This is a genomic window from Synechococcus sp. JA-3-3Ab (assembly GCF_000013205.1).
GTDB lineage: Bacteria > Cyanobacteriota > Cyanobacteriia > Thermostichales > Thermostichaceae > Thermostichus.
On the sequence record NC_007775.1, the window covers coordinates 1,570,438 to 1,587,091 of the forward strand.

Sequence of the window (16,654 nt, forward strand, 5' to 3'; positions counted from 1 at the left end):
CAGGGTTTGTTTCAGGCGCTTCCGATTTCCCGATTCCCCTTGGCCAGATTGGGTCAGGTGCCGCCGCAGCAGTCTATGCTATTGGGTGTAGCCTGGTGGAGGACAACCATGCGCGATGTACTGGCGATTATCCTGGGCGGTGGGCGTGGCACCCGACTTTATCCCCTGACCAAGCGCCGTGCTAAACCTGCTGTGCCTCTGGCAGGCAAGTATCGCCTCATCGACATCCCGGTCAGCAACTGCATCAATTCTGATATTGATAAAATCTACGTCCTCACCCAGTTCAACTCCGCCTCCCTCAACCGCCACATCATCAACACCTACCGCATGTCTCCCTTCACAGGCGGCTTTGTGGATATTTTAGCGGCCCAACAGACGCCCGATAACCCGGATTGGTTTCAGGGCACCGCCGACGCTGTGCGCCAATATCTCTGGCTGATGGACTCCTGGAAGCCGCGGGACTTCCTCATCCTATCGGGGGATCACCTCTACCGCATGGACTACCGCCCCTTTATTCACTATCACCGGCAAACCGGAGCCGATGTGACGCTGGCGGTGCTCCCCTGCGAAGAAAAAGTGGCTTCGGGTTTTGGCTTGCTCAAGATCGACGCCGATGGACGGATCGTCGATTTCAAAGAAAAGCCGCAAGGGGAGCTGCTGAAAGCCTGTCAGGTGGATACCCAAGCCCTCGGCCTCAGCCCGGAAGAGGCCAAAGCCAAGCCCTACATCGCCTCGATGGGCATCTATGTATTCAGGCGGGAGGCCCTCATCGAGATGCTGAAGGTGAAGGAGCACACCGACTTCGGCAAAGAGGTGCTGCCGTCAGCCATCGGCAAGTACCATCTGCAGGCCTACCCGTTCAAGGGCTACTGGGAGGACATCGGCACCATCGAGGCTTTTTATCGAGCCAACCTGGCGCTGGTGCAGCAGCCCAACCCTCCCTTCAGCTTCTTTGACAGCGAAATGCCCATCTACACCCGCCCACGCTTTTTGCCCCCCAACAAAATCCTCGATTCCCAGATCGTCAACTCCATGATTGCCGACGGTTGCATCATCAAAAATGCTCAAATTCGCAATTCCATCATCGGCATTCGCAGCCGCCTGGAGGCCAATACCATTGTAGAGAATACCCTGGTCATGGGGGCCGATTACTACGAGTCGGCAGAAGAGCGGCAGGCCAAGCTGGAGGCTGGGATCCCACCGGTGGGCATCGGCGCCAACTCCCACATCGTCAACGCCATCGTGGACAAAAACGCCCGCATCGGGCGCAATGTCCGCATCCTCAACAAGGATCACGTCAGCGAAGCGCAGCGGGAAGAGGAAGGGATCTGGATCAGCAACGGCATCGTCACCATCATCAAGGACTCGGTGATCCCGGACAACACCGTCATTTGATCGGGGGAAGCCGGCTTTGGCCGAGAACCTGGCTGGCGAACGCTGAGGAGGCGCTGTTAAGCAAGATAAGAGAAAACAAGAGGCTTTTGCCATTACGATAGATTACGATAGATATTAAGAGCTTTAAAAACAGATTGTGAGATCCCTTGAGCGTGGTTAACAGGATTTCCTCCATTGCCGACCTAGAAGTTTACGATCCGCAATTCATCACTCGTTACTACCGCTGGCGCCTGCTCCGGGTGATGGGTCGGGCGCTGGCCATTCTCTGGCCCCTCCTCTGGTTTGTTCTCTGTCTACGCTGGGATCAGCTTTGGGGACAGGGGGATCGCAAAGTGCCCCAGCGGGCAGAGCAGTTGCGCAAGCTGCTCACTGACCTAGGGCCTACCTTCATCAAGGTGGGGCAGGCCCTCTCGACGCGACCGGACTTGGTGCGCAAAGACTACTTGGAAGAGCTCACCAAGCTGCAGGATCAATTGCCCAGCTTTCCTTCCCAGGAGGCGTTTGCCCGCATTGAGTCAGAGTTGGGCCGTCCGATCACCGAGATCTACGCCCAGATCTCGCCCGAGCCGGTGGCTGCCGCCAGCTTGGGCCAAGTTTACAAAGCGCAACTGCACAGTGGCGAATGGGTGGCGGTGAAGGTGCAACGGCCCCACCTGCGGGAGCGGCTGAGCCTGGATCTGTACCTCATCCGCTGGGCCTCCACCTGGCTGGGGCCTTGGCTGCCCCTGAACCTGGGCAACACCTTGACGGCGGTGGTGGATGAGTTTGGTCGCAAGCTGTTTGAGGAGATCGACTACCTGCAGGAGGGACGGAACTGCGAGCGCTTTGCCGAATACTTTCGCGGCGATCCCGATGTGTATGTGCCGCGCATCTTTTGGGCCTACAGCACCCGCCGGGTGTTGACCCTGGAGTGGATTGACGGCATCAAGCTCACCGATGTGGAGCGCATTCGGGCGGCCAACTTGGAGGTGAAACAACTGGTGCGCATCGGCGTGGTGGCCGGACTGAAGCAGTTGCTGGAATACGGCTTTTTCCACGCCGATCCCCATCCGGGCAACCTGTTTGCCCTCCCCGATGGCCGCCTGGCCTACATCGACTTTGGCATGATGGATCAGCTCACCGAAGAAATGAAGGAGTACCTGGTGGACGCGCTGGTTCACCTGGTGGATCGCGACTACGACGCCTTGATCGACGATTTTATTCACTTGGGCTTTTTACAGCCGGATGTCAACCGTCAAGAGCTGATCCCTGCTTTGGAGACGGTGTTGGCGGATGTGTTGAACCAGGAGGTGGGCAACTTTAACTTCAAAACCGCCACCGACCAGTTCTCCGATTTGATGTACCGCTACCCCTTTCAGGTGCCCTCCCACTTTGCGTTGGTCATCCGCTCTTTGGTTACCCAAGAGGGGGTGGCCCTCAGCCTCTATCCGCAGTTTCGCATTGTCGGCGTGGCCTATCCCTATGTGGCCAAGCGCCTGCTGACGGACGAATCGCCCCGCATTCGCCAGCGGCTGCTGCAAGTGCTAATTAAAGATGGCAAGTTCCGCTGGAACCGCTTGGAGAACCTGATCCAAATTGCCCGCAGCGATGGGGGGCTGGATTGGGTACCCACCGCCCGCATGGGTTTGCGCTACCTGATGTCGGAGGAGGCCCGTGAACTGCGCCGCCAGTTGGTGCTTTCTCTCACGGAAGATGACCGCCTTCACTTTGAGGAGCTGCAGCGGCTGTGGCATGTGATCAGCCCCGACTTGTCTCCAACTCACCTCTGGCAGGCGGCACTGGGATCCCTGCCCTCAACCAGCGATCTGCAACATACTTTGGCCGAGTTGAGGGAACAGGTGCAGGCCCACCTGGAGCGGCTCAGCCCCTGGCGACTTCCCCAGCCCTGGCCGAATTGGCTGGCGGGAGTGGGACAGGAAAGGTAAAACGGAAAAAGATAGCTTAAGTTTGGTGAGCTGGACAAAAGCGTGGCAGATCAGAAAGGCGACTTCATTGCCGGTGTGGTAGCCGGCGCTGTGTTGGGCGGGATCATCGGCGGGGTGATCGCCTTTGTGCTGGCCCCCCGACTAAGCAAGGGATCCGCCGAAGGCCAGCGCCGGGATCCCGACCGTCTCAACGGCACCTCTGTCCCTCCTGAACGACCGCGCCTCCGAGCCTCGGGTGAGCCGGCTGTGCCCAGCTCCGGCGACTGGAGGGAGTGGGAACAGGAAACAGAGCGGATTGCCCAGGCCCGCCGCACCCTCGAAGCCAAGATTGCCGAGTTGAACGAGGCGATCCAGGCCACCCGCGCACAACTGCTCGTCAAGGAGATATCTTCTAGCGCTGTCGAGGAAAAGCCTTAAGCAGGGGACCCCTGTCCATGCCAAACTAGAGGCGGCACTGGCTTTCTCCTCTGGGGAGTGCCAGCGTTCTCGCCTCTCGGCTGAGTTGCTCTCCTGGATCAGGTCTGCCTCTGCCGACAGCGCTTAAGTTGTTGAAGAGTTGTTCCCTCGCTGTTTCTAACCATGATGCTCAGCCCTTTGTTGCTCCCTCTCCCTTGGACAGACGGCCTCTCTCTGGGGCTGGTCTACGGCAGTGCCGCGTCTTTGCTGTTTCGCTCCCTTTACCAGTTCATCGTCATTTACAACGCGCTGTTGATTGTGCGGATTTTGCTGAGCTGGTTCCCACAACTGAACTGGTCTAACCCCATTCTGTCGGTGCTCAGCCAGCTCACGGATCCCTATCTCAACCTCTTCCGCGGCCTCATCCCCCCCATCGGCGGCTTGGACTTTTCCCCCTGGCTGGCCTTCATTTTGCTCAGTTTTGCCATGCAGGTGGTGGGCCAGTTTGCCTAGCTGCTGTAGCACTGGATTCATCTGGATAGGCCGGGATCCCTTTACGATGGAGAGCTGCTTTTTTCGTTGCCCGCCATGCAGATCCCCGGCGTTGCCCACTACTGGCTGCTGAATGCTCAGGTTCCCCTGTCGGTACTGAAGGAGGCGGTGCCAGGAGCTGTTCCCAACCGCGATAACCTGGTGTTGCTGGATCTGGAAATCGAAGGGGGGCAGATCCGCCAAATTCGGCTGGCAACAGGGATCCCGCCCCAGGGGATCCCCGGCGTGGATCTAAGGCGGGGCCAAGTGTGGCCGTGTTTTGTGGACATCCATACCCACCTGGACAAGGGGCATGTGTGGCCGCGCACCCCCAATCCCGATGGTACCTTTGCCGGGGCGAGGCAGGCCGGCCAGGAAGATTGGGTGAAGATGAAGCAAGCCTATGACGGGGATCCGGAGCAGTTTCGGGAGGATCTCTACCGTCGCTTCAGCTTTGGTTTGCGCTGCAGCTATGCCCATGGATCCCAGGCAGTGCGCACCCATCTGGTCTGTGAGAATCCTCAGGTTATGGGGGCCAACTGGGAGGTGTTTGTCCAGTTGCGCCGAGAGTGGGCGGGCAGACTGGAGCTGCAAGCAGTAACGCTGGTGGACCTAGACTTCTTTCTCACCCCCGCAGGGGAGAAGCTGGCAGACAAGGTGGCAGAGCTGGGCGGGCTCCTGGGTGGGGTGGTGACGATGGGGCCAGAGCTGGATCGGCAATTGGATCGGGTGTTTGCCCTGGCCAAGGAGCGGGGCTTGGCTCTGGACTTTCATACGGATGAGACGGATGATCCGGGATCCCTCACATTGAGACACGTAGCAGCGGCGGCCTTGCGCAACGATTTTCCCCATCAGGTGGTGTGTGGCCATTGCTGTAGCCTGGCCGTGCAACCGCCGGAGGTGGCCCACAAGACTATGGCCTTGGTCAGAGAGGCGGGAATTGCCGTGGTCAGCCTGCCCATGTGTAACCTGTACTTGCAAGCCCGTAACCCCGGCCATACCCCCCGCTGGCGGGGAGTGACGCTGTTGCATGAGCTGAAAGCCTTGGGCGTGCCGGTGATGATAGCCAGCGATAATTGCCGGGATCCCTTCTACGGCTTTGGGGATCACGATGGCTTGGAGGTGTTCCGGGAGGCCACCCGCATTTTGCACCTGGATACCCCCTATGGGGATTGGCCACAGGCGATTACCACCACCCCTGCCCGCATCATGGGCTTGACCGAGCGAGGGCAAATTGGGGTGGGGCTGCCGGCAGATCTGGTGCTGTTCAAAGGACGTGGCTTTGATGAGCTGCTTTCCCGTCCCCAGCACGACCGGGTGGTGCTGCGCCAAGGTCAGCCCATCGACACGGCGCTGCCGGACTACGCAGAGCTGGACGACTTGATGGAGAGGGTGGGGCGGACTTAGCCAGCGGGGTTGGGGAGCCAGGCTTTAATCTGGGCGGCAATGCGCTGAGCAGCGCCAGGGGATCCCATACGCCGCTGCCCGTGGGCTCGCAGTTGGTCGGCGTAAGCGGGATCGCTGGCCAGGCGGCTCAGAATCCGGCAGAGCACGGCAGGGGCCTGCTGGGGTGAAGTGAGGTGGACTGCGGATCCCAGGAGACGGGTTTGAGCTTCGGCAAAGCGGGGGGTAAATTGCGGCCCCTCCCCCGGCAGGGTGACCACCGGCTTCCCTAGGCCCACGCATTGTTCCGTGGCCGTCCCCGCCATGGCCAGCACCGCTGTTGCCCGGTGAGCACAGGTGCCAAAATCTCCCCACACCAGGAGCAGGTCGCGGCGTCGAGCAGGGATCCGCTCTTGAAGGGGGTTCCGCTCCAGGTTAGGGCTGAGGGCGGCGTAAACTTGGATTTCCGGCGGCAGTTGCTCTACCACCTGCATCATCAAGGCCCAGTTGCGGTAGGCTTCCGGCGGGCGGGATCCCGGCAGCAGCAGCACCGCGGGCCGGTCGGGATCCAAAGGCAATTCTCCCCGCGGCTCCAGGTCATCCATCATCGGGTTGCCCAGGTAGAAAGCCCGGAGGCCCCGTTTTTGCAGAGCGGTGGCCGTCAGCTCATCTCGCAAGAAGGAGCCGCGACAGCGCCTGCGGGCCATGAGCCAGCGCTCCCAGGGCAGGTAATCGGAAACCGGCTGTCCCAGCCAAGCGCGTCGGTAGGGCCCTTGTTCGTCCCGCCAATAATAGTCCGACTTGGCTGTGCCCACGAAGACGTAGGGGCTGCCGCTCCACCAGGCCATTAACAAAGGCACAATGTCCCCCACCGCCAGCACCAGCTCGACCTGAGCCGCCGCCCGGCGAACCAAAGCCAGTTGCCGCCCCGTCAGGCCCAGCAAGCCAGCGCGCAGATCCCGCCACAACTGCCGCCAATCTTGATAGATAAATCCCCCTGAAGGCATCACCTGGGTCAGGGGCAGCAGCGGGATGCCGCGGCGGCAATAGGCGGTGCCTTCCCCCACAATCGGCAGGGCTTGCACCGAGATCCCCAGGCCGGTCAGGGCCAGGGCGATGCGACTGCCCACCTCATCTTCCCCGTGGCCATTGCTCAGGCACAGCACCCGCGACAAATTCTGTGGATTCATTGGGTAGAGGATGGGAGTTCAACTCTGGGGTGTTGCCGCCTCCATTCGAGCTAAACGAGCAGAACCCTGTAGCTTACCAAAAATCTCTTCTTAAAATAGAGCCAACCTGCGAGGGGAAGCCAGGGTAATGATCCGAAATGAGCGACAACGAGCCGAGTTTATTGCAGCGGTGGAAGCTTTGCGCCTGGAAGGCCCTTACTTCGTCGAGACCCGTCTTACCCGTCAGCGGGGGTATTTTTGGCGGGCGGTGAAGGATGTGGCCGCCGGCCAGCCCTGGTGGGAGATCCGCTACTTTCCTGCCTGCGAGTGCTATGCTTGGGCCTACCTGCCGGAAGGGATCGGCCCCCGTGAGTTTGCCTGGGGACACACGCCACAGCAAGCTTTCCTCAACGCCCTTTGGCAACAGCCTGCCTCCTTTTCGGACAAAGGCTAGGACAGGTGCCAGAGAAACCGTTTCAACTTACAGTAAAAAAAAGATTAAAACTCCCACGCGCAGGGGACATGAAACCGCAGGCCGTCGCCCGTATCCTGGATGCCAACCTCGACCGAGCTCGTGAGGGATTACGGGTGCTAGAGGAGTGGTTTCGCTTTGGCCTAGAAAACGGCGAGCTGGCCAGCGAATGCAAGGCCATGCGCCAAGCCCTGGCCCGCTGGCACAGCGACCCGCTGCGGTTGGCCCGCGACACCCCTGCCGATCCGGGCACCCAGATCTCCCATCCGCAAGAGGAGCAACGGCGGGATCTCGGCCACCTGCTGCAGGCCAATTGCAGCCGTGTGCAAGAAGCGCTGCGGGTCTTGGAAGAATACGGCAAGTTGGCCGAGTCCAGTCATTGGGTAGCACCCGGCCTGGCCAAGCTGGCCAAAGACATGCGTTATCGGCTCTATGTTCTAGAAAGCGAGCTGCTGGGGGGATCCCTGCGCCAACGGCTGTTGGCGGCCCATCTCTACCTGGTCACCAGCCCGGTGCCCCACTGGCTGGAGGTGGTGGAAAAGGCGCTGCGGGGAGGGGTGACGCTGGTGCAGTACCGCCGCAAGAACCTCACCGATAGGGAGATGCTCTGGGATCTCAAACAGTTGCGGCAAGTGTGCGACCGCTACCAGGCGTTGATGATCGTCAACGACCGGGTGGACTTGGCCTTGGTCAGCCAAGCGGATGGGGTGCACCTGGGCCAGACGGATCTGCCGGTTGCCCAGGCGCGGCACCTGCTGGGATCCCAGCGCCTGATTGGCCTGTCGACCACCAATGCCGAAGAGCTGGCCCAAGCCCTCAATAGCGGCGTGGACTATATCGGTGTCGGCCCCGTCTATGCCACCCCCACCAAAGCGGAAAAACCCCCCGCCGGCCTGGAGTACGTGCGCCTGGCCGCTGAGAAGGCCCACTTGCCCTGGTTTGCCATCGGCGGCATCGACCTCCACAACCTGGCCGAGGTGCGCCAGGCAGGCGCCAGCCGCGTAGCCGTGGTGCGGGCCCTGATGGAGGCGGCGGATCCCACCCAGACCGCCCGTGCCATGCTGGCCGAACTGCAACGGATCCCTGCTCTATCCTGAAGTTAGACACAGAATCTTCTCAAAACCCTCCTAACTCCCGATGGCAGAAGCCGTAAAAGATCTCACTGACCCCACTCGGCAAAGCGGCGGGGATCCCATCCTGAGCGGGATCGCCACCGAAGTGCAAGGGGAACTGGTGCGGGAGCTGGATCTGATGATCCGGGCTCGCTACCCCCTGATCTACTTGGTTTCTCCAGAAGAGGAGCCAGCGGATGCTGTGCTCGTGCAAGTAGCCAAGAGAACCGATCCGCCGCGGCGGCTGCTGTTTTGGGACGTGGTGCGGGGCTGGCAAGATAGCGGCGAAGATCGCGGCTCCATCATGGCCGCCCTGGGGCGGGTGTGGCGCTCGGCTCCTCAGGAAGACACCCTGTTTGTGTTGCGGGATCTGCACTTTGTGCTGCGCAACGCCAGCAGCGACAAAAACGCCCCTATCCTGCGGGAGCTGAAAAACCTCAGCCGCGAGCTCAAGCGCACCCGCAAGACGCTGATCCTGCTCAGCCACATTCTAGAAGTGCCCAGCGACCTGGCCGAGGAGATCACCGTCGTCGACATTCCCCTGCCCAACAGCGAAGAGATCAGCCGCCTCATCCAGCTCTATGTGGCCCCGGAAAAACTCAAGCTCACCCCCCTGGCCCGCGAGCAACTGGTCAAAGCCTGTCAGGGGCTGAGCCGGGAGCGCATCCGCCGCGTCTTGGCTCGCGCCCTGGCCGCCAAGCAGGAGGTGAACGAGGCCGACATCGACCTGGTGTTGGAGGAGAAAAAGCAGGCCATCCGCCAGACCGGCATCCTGGAGTTTTTCACCGCCCGCGAGACCCTGAAAAGCGTGGGCGGGCTGGACAACCTCAAAGCTTGGGTGCGGGTGCGCCAGGAAGCCTTTACCGAAGAGGCGCGGCGCTACGGCCTGCCCAATCCCAAGGGCGTGCTGCTGGTGGGGATCCAGGGTACCGGCAAGTCCCTCTCCGCCAAAACCATCGCCAACGAGTGGCGGCTGCCGCTGTTGCGGCTGGACGTTGGGCGGCTGTTTGCCGGCATTGTTGGCGAATCGGAAAGCCGCGTGCGCCAGATGATCCAACTGGCGGAGGCCATGGCCCCCTGTGTGCTCTGGATTGACGAAATCGACAAAGCTTTTGGCAACATCACCAGCAGCGCCGACGGGGACTCGGGCACCAGCCGTCGGGTGTTTGGCAGCCTGATTACCTGGATGCAGGAGAAGACCAGCCCCGTTTTCATCGTGGCCACCGCCAACAACGTGCCCCTCTTGCCGCCGGAGCTGTTGCGCAAGGGCCGCTTCGACGAGATCTTTTTCCTTAACCTACCCACCCACGCTGAGCGCAAGGAGATCTTCCGGGTACATCTGCAGCGGCTGCGCCCCAGCCGGCTGCGGGAGTTTGACCTAGATGAGCTGGCAGCAGCCGCCCAAAACTTCAGTGGCGCCGAGATCGAGCAGGCTATCGTTGACGCTATGTACAACGCCTTTGGAGGCAGCGGCAGCGGCGCTCGGCGAGACTTTACCCAGGAAGACATCCTGCAGGCCATCCGCGAAACTGTGCCCCTGGCCTCCATTGCCCGCGACCAGATCGAAAGCCTTAAGTGCTGGGCCGCCCAGGCAGGCGCTAGAACCGCCTCCCAGGATGCTCAGGTGCTGCAGGAGATGAAGCAGTGTTTTGCAGCTTCCTAGAGGGGATCCCCGATTTTTCCTGCTTGAGGGGAGCGAGTGGGAAGCCCCCTAGGCTCGGGTTTGGGCCTTGGAGTCGGATCCCGTCACTGAGGCATTAGTTCGCCTCTTCCCCTTCGTCTCTGGGAATGGATGGTCGAGATAACCCCACCTCCGGCATCCCCTCGTGTCACAATGGGTAAGGATCGGCTTTTTTTGTGTCTTGGCGCTGTGCTCAAGCTCCTGTACTACCGCGAGATCCCTTGCCCAGATACCGCTCAAGTGCTGAGCTGGCTGCAGGAGCACCTGCCTCTGCCTGCGAGCAGCCAAAAGGTACTCACCCCCACTGGGCTACGCCTAGAGGGATCCGGAGCGCAGCTGGCCGTTTTCCTCTGGTCGGGGCTGAACACCACCTATCTCAAGATCTTTCAGTGGTCAGAGCGGCCTTTCCCCCAGCAGGGCCGCTGGCTAAAGGAAGTGGAAAGGGCTATCCAAAGCCAATTTCCCCACCGCTACCCGCAGTTGCCAGATGTCGATCTCAGCCAGGGATCCATCTTTGAGCAACTGGAGCCCTTTTACCCGCAGACGGTGAAGTATTTCCGCCGCATCCCCAACGGGGAGTTTGACCTGCAGCGGGTTTACTGGTGGGAGAAACGCTGGCGGGAAGAAGTCCAATCCCCTCACGCTTGCCGGCCCCCCGTGCTATTTCGCCAGCCTGCCCCAGAGCCCGCCCCCCAAGAGTGGGACTTGGTGATCGTGGGCGGGGCGTTGGGGGCTATCTACGGCGCGGCCATGGCCCGCTTAGGTTACCGCGTGGCCCTGGTGGAACGGCTGCCCTTTGGCCGCATGAACCGGGAGTGGAACATCTCGCGGCGGGAGCTGCAGACGCTGGTGGAGTTTGGTCTCCTCAGCCCTGAGGAGATGGAGAGCCTCATCCTCAGGGAATACACGGATGGTTTTAACAAGTTTTTTGATGGCAACAGCCCCGTGCGCGCCCCCGTCCTGCACACGCCGACGGTGCTCAACCTGGCCATTGATGCCGAAAAGCTCCTGCAGCTCTGTGGTCAAATCTTGAGATCCAGGGGTGGTGCCATCTACGAGCGCAGCGAGTTTCAGCGGGCCTACATCGAGGAGCAAGGCGTCACGGTGGTGGTTAAGGACCTAACCACTCAAGAAGAGTTCTCTCTGGGATCCCGCCTGTTGGTGGATGCCATGGGGACGGCCTCCCCCATTGCCCAGCAGCTCTACGGCCGCCGCGCCTTCGACAGCGTTTGCCCCACGGTAGGGGCCACCATTGCAGGGGGGTTTGAGCCAGGAGTTTGGGATCCCCAATTTGGCGACATCCTGGCCAGCCACGGCGACATCAGCCGCGGTCGGCAGCTCATCTGGGAACTGTTCCCTGGGCCGGGGGAGGATCTCACCTTCTACCTGTTCCACTACCACCAGGTGCATCCGGAAAACCCGGGCTCCCTCTTGGAGCTGTACGAAGACTTTTTCACCATCCTGCCGGAATACCGCCGCTGCGACCCGGAGCGCCTGCAGTGGAAAAAAGCCACCTTTGGCTACATCCCCGGACGCTTTGGCCAGCAGCCAGCTCCCCAAGAGCCCTTCGACCGCCTCCTTTTAATTGGGGATGCGGCAGCTCTGCAATCGCCCCTGAGCTTTACGGGGTTTGGATCCCTGGTGCGCAACTGCCCTCGCCTGTGCGATTTGCTGGACACAGCCTTGCGCCATAATCTCCTCAAAGCCGCCGACCTAGCCCAGATCCGCGCCTACCAGGGCAACTCCGCCGTCACTTGGCTGTTTTCGCGGGGGATGATGGTGCCCACCGGCAAGGTGTTGCCGCCCGAGCGCATCAACGCCATCCTCAACAGCTTTTTCGGTATTCTCGCCACCGAGCCGCCTGAGGTGGTGGACGACTTTATCAAAGACCGGGCTGGCTGGCTGGCCTTTAACCGCATGGCTATCAAAGCGGCTCTGCAGAACCCGCGGCTGCTGCTGTGGATCTGGGAGGCAGTAGGAGCGGAAGGCTTTGCCCAGTGGCTACCTACCTACTTCAGCTACACCGGACTGGCTTTGCTCTCGGCCCTCCTGGGAAGTTGGTTTCCCAAGCTGGTGCGGCGCCTGCAGCCCTGGCTGGAGTCCCGCTACCCCCGCCTGTGGTTGCGCTGCCTGAGCTGGAGCTACACCCTCACCTACGGGGTAGGCCAGCCGCGCCTGGAGTTTCATCTCCCCGCTCCCAGCTCTCCTGCCGCGCAAAACCTGCAAAACCCAATACCGACCTGGATAGAAGAAAGGGCCTAGGCCGGAGACTTTCACCAAGCCGTTGTTTCCACCGTCTCTCTGGCGCCTCCAGGAAAGGCGGGCGTCAACTGTTTTGTCGGCAGAGTCAACTCACAAAAAATCTCGAGGAGTGCTGGCAGTCCTTGCTTTGGTTTGCTAGCAGTTTTCGGCCTTATCTGCACAAGATTGTTTGCCGCAGCAGCCGATTCCCAGGTAGTGGCCAGCGGCAAAAGAGCTGTGTCCACCTGCTCTTTACCTTGGCAATTGGCTCAAGTTGAGTATAATCAGTGCCTACCATCCACTAACCTTCAGGTTCAGGCCGAAGAGGGTTGGGAAGGGATCCCAACTTGAATCGGTCGAGGAGTTTCTGAACCTCTTTTTGCAAGGTCTCTATTTTGGCAAGAAAACTAGGACCATGGTTTATACTTTTGAAATCATCGGCATTGCCCCTGCCCTCGATTTTTTCTGGCAGCAGCAGGAGCTGGCAAAGCGGCCTTGTCGGGTAGAGTACCTGGGCACCCGCCCTTGCACCCTGGATGCGCTGCTGGGATCCTTGGAGGAGGTGCCGGCGCGGCGGGGCTGGGATTTGGATCAGCTAATCGAAGCGGTTATTCGCTTCTGGTGCAACAATCCCGACTTGGTCAGTTTGTGGCGGTCTCGCTTTCAGGATGCCGGAGAAGATGTCCTGCTGATCTCGCGGGTGGGGCCCATTCAATCCCTACAGCAGGAGTTTGAGTGGCTGCTCAACCAATGAGATCCCTAAACCGGGTAGGCTAAGGGCAGGATTGTTTCGTAACTACCCATGAGCGACACCGTTTTCAGCAAGATCATCCGCAGGGAGATCCCGGCCCAGATTGTCTACGAAGACGAGCGAGCCATCGCCTTCAAAGACATTGCTCCCCAGGCTCCTGTCCACATCTTGGTGGTGCCCAAGGAGCCTATCCCCGGCATTGCCCAGGCCAAGCCCGAACACGAAGCGTTGCTAGGGCACCTGCTGCTGACGGCTCAGCGGGTGGCTGTTGAAGCTGGCCTAAGCAGAGGTTATCGCTTGGTCATCAACCAAGGAGAAGACGGGGGTCAAACCGTCTTTCACCTGCACATCCACGTTCTGGGCGGTCGGGCGATGGGCTGGCCGCCGGGCTAGCTTCGGGTTTTGCCGCCAAGTGGGGCCTCTACAGCTAGAATGCTGCCATTGAGGGTGGCTGGCAGGCGAGGTTTAGAGGCGATGGAGTGGCATGTTACCGATGCGGAAAGCCTGATGATCATCGACCAGGAGGTGGGCAAGCACGAGCTTTCCCCCGCCGAGTATGAGGTGGTTCGTCGAGTTATTTACGCTACTGCAGATTTCGAGTATCTCCACCTCATCCGTTTTGGCAACGAAGCCCTGCAGGCTGGGGCGGCGGCTTTGGCGGCGCGCACCACCATTGTGGTGGACGAGCCGATGGTGCAGGTAGGCATCGCGCGGGCCGTGCAGAACACCTTCTCCAACCCCATCTACTGCGGCAGCGAAGCTGTCACCCGCCCCCAGAGGGACAAGACCCGCTCTGCCTGGGGCCTGCAAACCCTAGCTCAGCGCTACCCTGAGGCAATCTTTGTCATTGGCCAATCCCAGACGGCTCTTTCCACCCTGGTGCAGTTGATCGCCGAGAAAGAGGTATCCCCTGCCCTGGTCATCGCGACGCCGGCTGGGTTTGTGGATGTGGTGAAAGCCAAGCAGGAGCTGGCCGATTCCATGGTGCCCCACATCCGCACTGAGGGACGGAAGGGCGGCCCTGCAGTGGCGGCGGCGGTCTTGGATGGCCTGCTGGATTTGGCTTGGCAGGCCTATGTGGGAGCCAGCAGCCCAAGCCCTACTGGCAAATCAGTTAGCGGATAGAGGGGAGCTCCGTTGATCTGATGATCTAAATGGTTCTGATCCAGATCACAGGCTTGGCAGGATCTCCGTCATGCTTCCCTCGGTCTGGCTTCGAGAAGATGGGAGCTATCTTCTCAGTGCCGGACAAAAAAGCCCGAGAAGCGGCTAGTCGAGGCAGAGCGAGGGATCCGGTCATGCAGCAGTTCATTTGGGTTTGGGGAAGCGGCTGGCTTTTGGCTATGGCCTTGGCCAGGGGAGGATGGGCCCAAGCGGAGGTAGCGGCTCTTTTGCCCGCCGGACAGCCGGCTATATCGCCCTCTCTCCCTGTGCCGTCGAACATCGACCAGAGGGAAGCTCGACTCAGCCCCTACCAGCGCTGGCAACAGCAGCATGCTGCCGCGGAGATTCCCTCTTCTGGGTTTGGGGAGGTCTTCTACCGCCTCGCTCAGAAAGCGGAACAGAGCCCAGAGGGGCTGCCTTTTCCACTGCGGCCAGCCGGGATCCCTCTGGGAGAGGGTAGCCCTTTTTTCCTCCATGTCAACGGGCTGGTCTACCAACTGTCCTATTGAAATAGGCGGGGAGGTTTTCGCGTTAGCAGGACGGCTATTTCAAGCCCTGCTGAACCTCTCCTCTCCCTGGGGGTGAGGGATCAGTAATGATTCCCCACCTTGCGGTGGTGGACGGCGGTGAGGCCCTCCAGGTTGGAGACCCGCCCGGCTTCTAGGGTGCTGTAGACCACCCAGTGGTCGCTGGTTTCTAGGCGGCTGGCCACGCGGCACTCCAGGTAGGCCAAGGCATCGGCCAAGATGGGGGATCCGTTGGCGGCGGGGTAGGTCTTGATGCCGGCAAAGCGGTCGGCTCCCGGCGGGAAGCGCTTCAGGAAGTGGCGCATTAGGGACTGGTGATGGCCTTCCTGCAACACGTTGAGGACAAAGGTATCGCCCACCTGCAGGAAGGACTCGATGGCCCGGTCTTTGGCCACGGCAACGCTGATCCCCGGCGGATCGCTGCTGGCCTGGGCCACCCAGGAGGCGAGCATGGCGCTGGTGGCCTGCCCTTTGCGGGCGGTGAGGATGTAAAGGCCATTGCTGATGCGGCCTAGGGCGCGATCCAAGTCGGCATCCAGGGCTTTCATCTGCTGAATGGTGCGATCCCGCGTTAGCCACTGCCCCAGGTCGGTGCCGGCTTCCTCCGCCAATTGCAGCAGGGTTTCGTCTAGGGGTTGCTTGAGGAGAATAGGAGGGAACACTTCTTTGGCGCCCATCTCCTGCAGCGTGTTGCGGCAGAGGTAGACCGACTCGTCATCTGCTCCCCCCGACTCGAACAGGCCAAAGCCTTGTTTGCTGTGGGCAGCAGCCAGGAGGGTTTTCAGCAGCACCTGGGTGGAGGCCGCATCAGGCCCCGCTTGGGGCGGCATGCCTATCACCACACCAGCGGCCAAGCTCATCAGCTCGCGCACCTCGTGGGCATCCAGCAGCCGCAGATCCGCCAGCTCTACGGCAACGCCGGTTTTTTGGATGCCGCGGGCAATGGCTTGGGCCAATGCTTCCGCCTGGCCATAGCCCGATAGGTAGAACACCGCCACCATTCGTTCGGCTTTGGCCTGCTCCAGGCTCCAAGTGCGGTAGTGCTCCACCCAATCAGACAGGTGGTGGTGCAGCAGGGGGCCGTGGCCGGTAGCAATGGCGGCGATGGGGGGCAGGGACTCCATGCGCTTCAGGGCCGAGAGTACCGAGCGGGCGTTGGGCCCCATGAGGCAGTCGTAGTAGAGCTTGAAGTCGGCCTGTAGCAGGTGGGGATGCTCGTCCCAGGCAAAGTCATCGCAGTAGTGCATCCCAAAGACGTCGCAGGTGTAGAGGATCTGCGTGCCGTGGTCGTAGGTGAGGATGGTGTCGGGCCAGTGCAGGTTGGGAGCAGAGATGAACTCCAGAACATGTCCCTTGCCCAGATCCAGGCGATCCCCCTGCTTGACCACCAGGTGCCGGAAGGGGCGATGCACCAGGTTTTCCAAAAATTGCACGGCCACTTTGGAGGCCACTACCGTCATTTGGGGCGCCAGCTCCAGCAGATCCCCGACTAGGCCGCTGTGATCCGGCTCGGTGTGGCTGACCACCAGGTAGTCGAGGGTGGCGGGATCCAGGAGGCCTCGCAGCAGATCCAGGTACAACTGGCGAAACTTCTCGTGGGAGGTGTCGATGAGGGCCACCTTCTCCCCGCGAATTAAAAAGGAGTTGTAGGTGGTGCCGTTTTCCAGGGCGAACTCGATATCAAACCGATCCCGATCCCAGTCCTGGGAGCGGATGGCAAGGGTATCGGCTCCAATGAGCAGCGTCTGCAGCGTAAGATGGCCTGAACGCGGTGCAACTGCCGTAACGGCCATGTTTTCCCCCTCTGCCAAATGGCAACTTTACCTAACTGCCCTCTGCACTCATCGTAACCGTGATGTAACTAAATGTTGAGGAGCCGCCAAGTTTTGATTTTCTGATGAAATGCT

General features: G+C 60.7%; 15 protein-coding genes. 13 read left to right on the plus strand and 2 right to left on the minus strand.

What is annotated here, in order from left to right:
• Nucleotides 1–108 precede the first annotated feature (108 nt).
• The 5 genes from CYA_RS07375 to CYA_RS07395 all read left to right on the plus strand — a co-directional run bounded on the left by CYA_RS07375 (nucleotide 109) and on the right by CYA_RS07395 (nucleotide 5,654).
• Nucleotides 109–1,395, plus strand: coding sequence for a glucose-1-phosphate adenylyltransferase (locus CYA_RS07375; protein WP_011430404.1), 1,287 nt, complete (start codon nucleotides 109–111; stop codon nucleotides 1,393–1,395).
• Between the two features lie 152 nt (nucleotides 1,396–1,547).
• A complete protein-coding gene (locus CYA_RS07380) occupies nucleotides 1,548–3,320 on the plus strand; it encodes an ABC1 kinase family protein (RefSeq protein WP_011430405.1) in 1,773 nt (590 codons plus the stop codon).
• A gap of 42 nt (nucleotides 3,321–3,362) precedes the next feature.
• Nucleotides 3,363–3,737, plus strand: a complete 375-nt coding sequence (locus tag CYA_RS07385; protein ID WP_011430406.1) for a hypothetical protein — start codon at nucleotides 3,363–3,365, stop codon at nucleotides 3,735–3,737.
• A gap of 162 nt (nucleotides 3,738–3,899) precedes the next feature.
• A complete protein-coding gene (locus CYA_RS07390) occupies nucleotides 3,900–4,229 on the plus strand; it encodes a YggT family protein (protein ID WP_011430407.1) in 330 nt (109 codons plus the stop codon).
• 75 nt (nucleotides 4,230–4,304) lie between these two features.
• Nucleotides 4,305–5,654, plus strand: coding sequence for a cytosine deaminase (locus CYA_RS07395; RefSeq protein ID WP_011430408.1), 1,350 nt, complete (start codon nucleotides 4,305–4,307; stop codon nucleotides 5,652–5,654).
• On the opposite strand, the gene CYA_RS07400 is transcribed toward CYA_RS07395, so the two are convergent.
• On the minus strand, nucleotides 5,651–6,820 hold the full coding sequence (locus CYA_RS07400; protein WP_011430409.1) for a lipid-A-disaccharide synthase-related protein: 1,170 nt from the start codon (nucleotides 6,818–6,820) through the stop codon (nucleotides 5,651–5,653). The two genes, CYA_RS07395 and CYA_RS07400, sit on opposite strands and share 4 nt — an antisense overlap.
• Before the next feature lie 127 nt (nucleotides 6,821–6,947).
• On the opposite strand from CYA_RS07400, the gene CYA_RS07405 reads away from it, so the two are divergent.
• The 8 genes from CYA_RS07405 to CYA_RS07440 all read left to right on the plus strand — a co-directional run bounded on the left by CYA_RS07405 (nucleotide 6,948) and on the right by CYA_RS07440 (nucleotide 14,729).
• The gene (locus CYA_RS07405) at nucleotides 6,948–7,253 is read left to right on the plus strand and encodes a hypothetical protein (RefSeq protein ID WP_011430410.1); all 306 of its coding nucleotides are present in this window, start codon (nucleotides 6,948–6,950) and stop codon (nucleotides 7,251–7,253) included.
• A gap of 68 nt (nucleotides 7,254–7,321) precedes the next feature.
• On the plus strand, nucleotides 7,322–8,368 hold the full coding sequence (locus tag CYA_RS07410; protein ID WP_011430411.1) for a thiamine phosphate synthase: 1,047 nt from the start codon (nucleotides 7,322–7,324) through the stop codon (nucleotides 8,366–8,368).
• A 154-nt stretch (nucleotides 8,369–8,522) separates the two neighbouring features.
• On the plus strand, nucleotides 8,523–10,046 hold the full coding sequence (locus tag CYA_RS07415; RefSeq protein ID WP_228375512.1) for an AAA family ATPase: 1,524 nt from the start codon (nucleotides 8,523–8,525) through the stop codon (nucleotides 10,044–10,046).
• Between the two features lie 171 nt (nucleotides 10,047–10,217).
• Nucleotides 10,218–12,326: an NAD(P)/FAD-dependent oxidoreductase gene (locus tag CYA_RS07420; protein WP_049749753.1), complete on the plus strand. Its 2,109-nt coding sequence runs from the start codon at nucleotides 10,218–10,220 to the stop codon at nucleotides 12,324–12,326.
• Between the two features lie 394 nt (nucleotides 12,327–12,720).
• Nucleotides 12,721–13,059: a hypothetical protein gene (locus CYA_RS07425; protein ID WP_011430414.1), complete on the plus strand. Its 339-nt coding sequence runs from the start codon at nucleotides 12,721–12,723 to the stop codon at nucleotides 13,057–13,059.
• Nucleotides 13,060–13,107: 48 nt separating this feature from the next.
• The gene (locus CYA_RS07430) at nucleotides 13,108–13,449 is read left to right on the plus strand and encodes a histidine triad nucleotide-binding protein (RefSeq protein WP_011430415.1); all 342 of its coding nucleotides are present in this window, start codon (nucleotides 13,108–13,110) and stop codon (nucleotides 13,447–13,449) included.
• 81 nt (nucleotides 13,450–13,530) lie between these two features.
• On the plus strand, nucleotides 13,531–14,181 hold the full coding sequence (locus CYA_RS07435) for a precorrin-8X methylmutase (protein ID WP_011430416.1): 651 nt from the start codon (nucleotides 13,531–13,533) through the stop codon (nucleotides 14,179–14,181).
• 173 nt (nucleotides 14,182–14,354) lie between these two features.
• Complete coding sequence (locus CYA_RS07440) at nucleotides 14,355–14,729, plus strand: hypothetical protein (RefSeq protein ID WP_041438360.1); 375 nt, start codon at nucleotides 14,355–14,357, stop codon at nucleotides 14,727–14,729.
• Nucleotides 14,730–14,809: 80 nt separating this feature from the next.
• Here CYA_RS07440 and CYA_RS07445 read toward each other — a convergent pair whose 3' ends face one another.
• Nucleotides 14,810–16,540 carry a diflavin flavoprotein gene (locus tag CYA_RS07445; RefSeq protein ID WP_011430418.1) on the minus strand — a complete coding sequence of 577 codons (1,731 nt, stop codon included), beginning with the start codon at nucleotides 16,538–16,540 and terminating at the stop codon, nucleotides 14,810–14,812.
• Nucleotides 16,541–16,654 lie beyond the last annotated feature (114 nt).

Coding starts and splice junctions, on each gene's coding strand:
- CYA_RS07375 (WP_011430404.1), top strand. CDS start 109: ATGCGCGATGTACTGGCGATTATCCTGGGCGGTGGGCGTGGCACCCGA.
- CYA_RS07390 (WP_011430407.1), top strand. CDS start 3,900: ATGATGCTCAGCCCTTTGTTGCTCCCTCTCCCTTGGACAGACGGCCTC.
- CYA_RS07395 (WP_011430408.1), top strand. CDS start 4,305: ATGCAGATCCCCGGCGTTGCCCACTACTGGCTGCTGAATGCTCAGGTT.
- CYA_RS07400 (WP_011430409.1), bottom strand. CDS start 6,820: ATGAATCCACAGAATTTGTCGCGGGTGCTGTGCCTGAGCAATGGCCAC.
- CYA_RS07405 (WP_011430410.1), top strand. CDS start 6,948: ATGATCCGAAATGAGCGACAACGAGCCGAGTTTATTGCAGCGGTGGAA.
- CYA_RS07410 (WP_011430411.1), top strand. CDS start 7,322: ATGAAACCGCAGGCCGTCGCCCGTATCCTGGATGCCAACCTCGACCGA.
- CYA_RS07415 (WP_228375512.1), top strand. CDS start 8,523: ATGATCCGGGCTCGCTACCCCCTGATCTACTTGGTTTCTCCAGAAGAG.
- CYA_RS07420 (WP_049749753.1), top strand. CDS start 10,218: ATGGGTAAGGATCGGCTTTTTTTGTGTCTTGGCGCTGTGCTCAAGCTC.
- CYA_RS07425 (WP_011430414.1), top strand. CDS start 12,721: ATGGTTTATACTTTTGAAATCATCGGCATTGCCCCTGCCCTCGATTTT.
- CYA_RS07430 (WP_011430415.1), top strand. CDS start 13,108: ATGAGCGACACCGTTTTCAGCAAGATCATCCGCAGGGAGATCCCGGCC.
- CYA_RS07435 (WP_011430416.1), top strand. CDS start 13,531: ATGGAGTGGCATGTTACCGATGCGGAAAGCCTGATGATCATCGACCAG.
- CYA_RS07440 (WP_041438360.1), top strand. CDS start 14,355: ATGCAGCAGTTCATTTGGGTTTGGGGAAGCGGCTGGCTTTTGGCTATG.
- CYA_RS07445 (WP_011430418.1), bottom strand. CDS start 16,540: ATGGCCGTTACGGCAGTTGCACCGCGTTCAGGCCATCTTACGCTGCAG.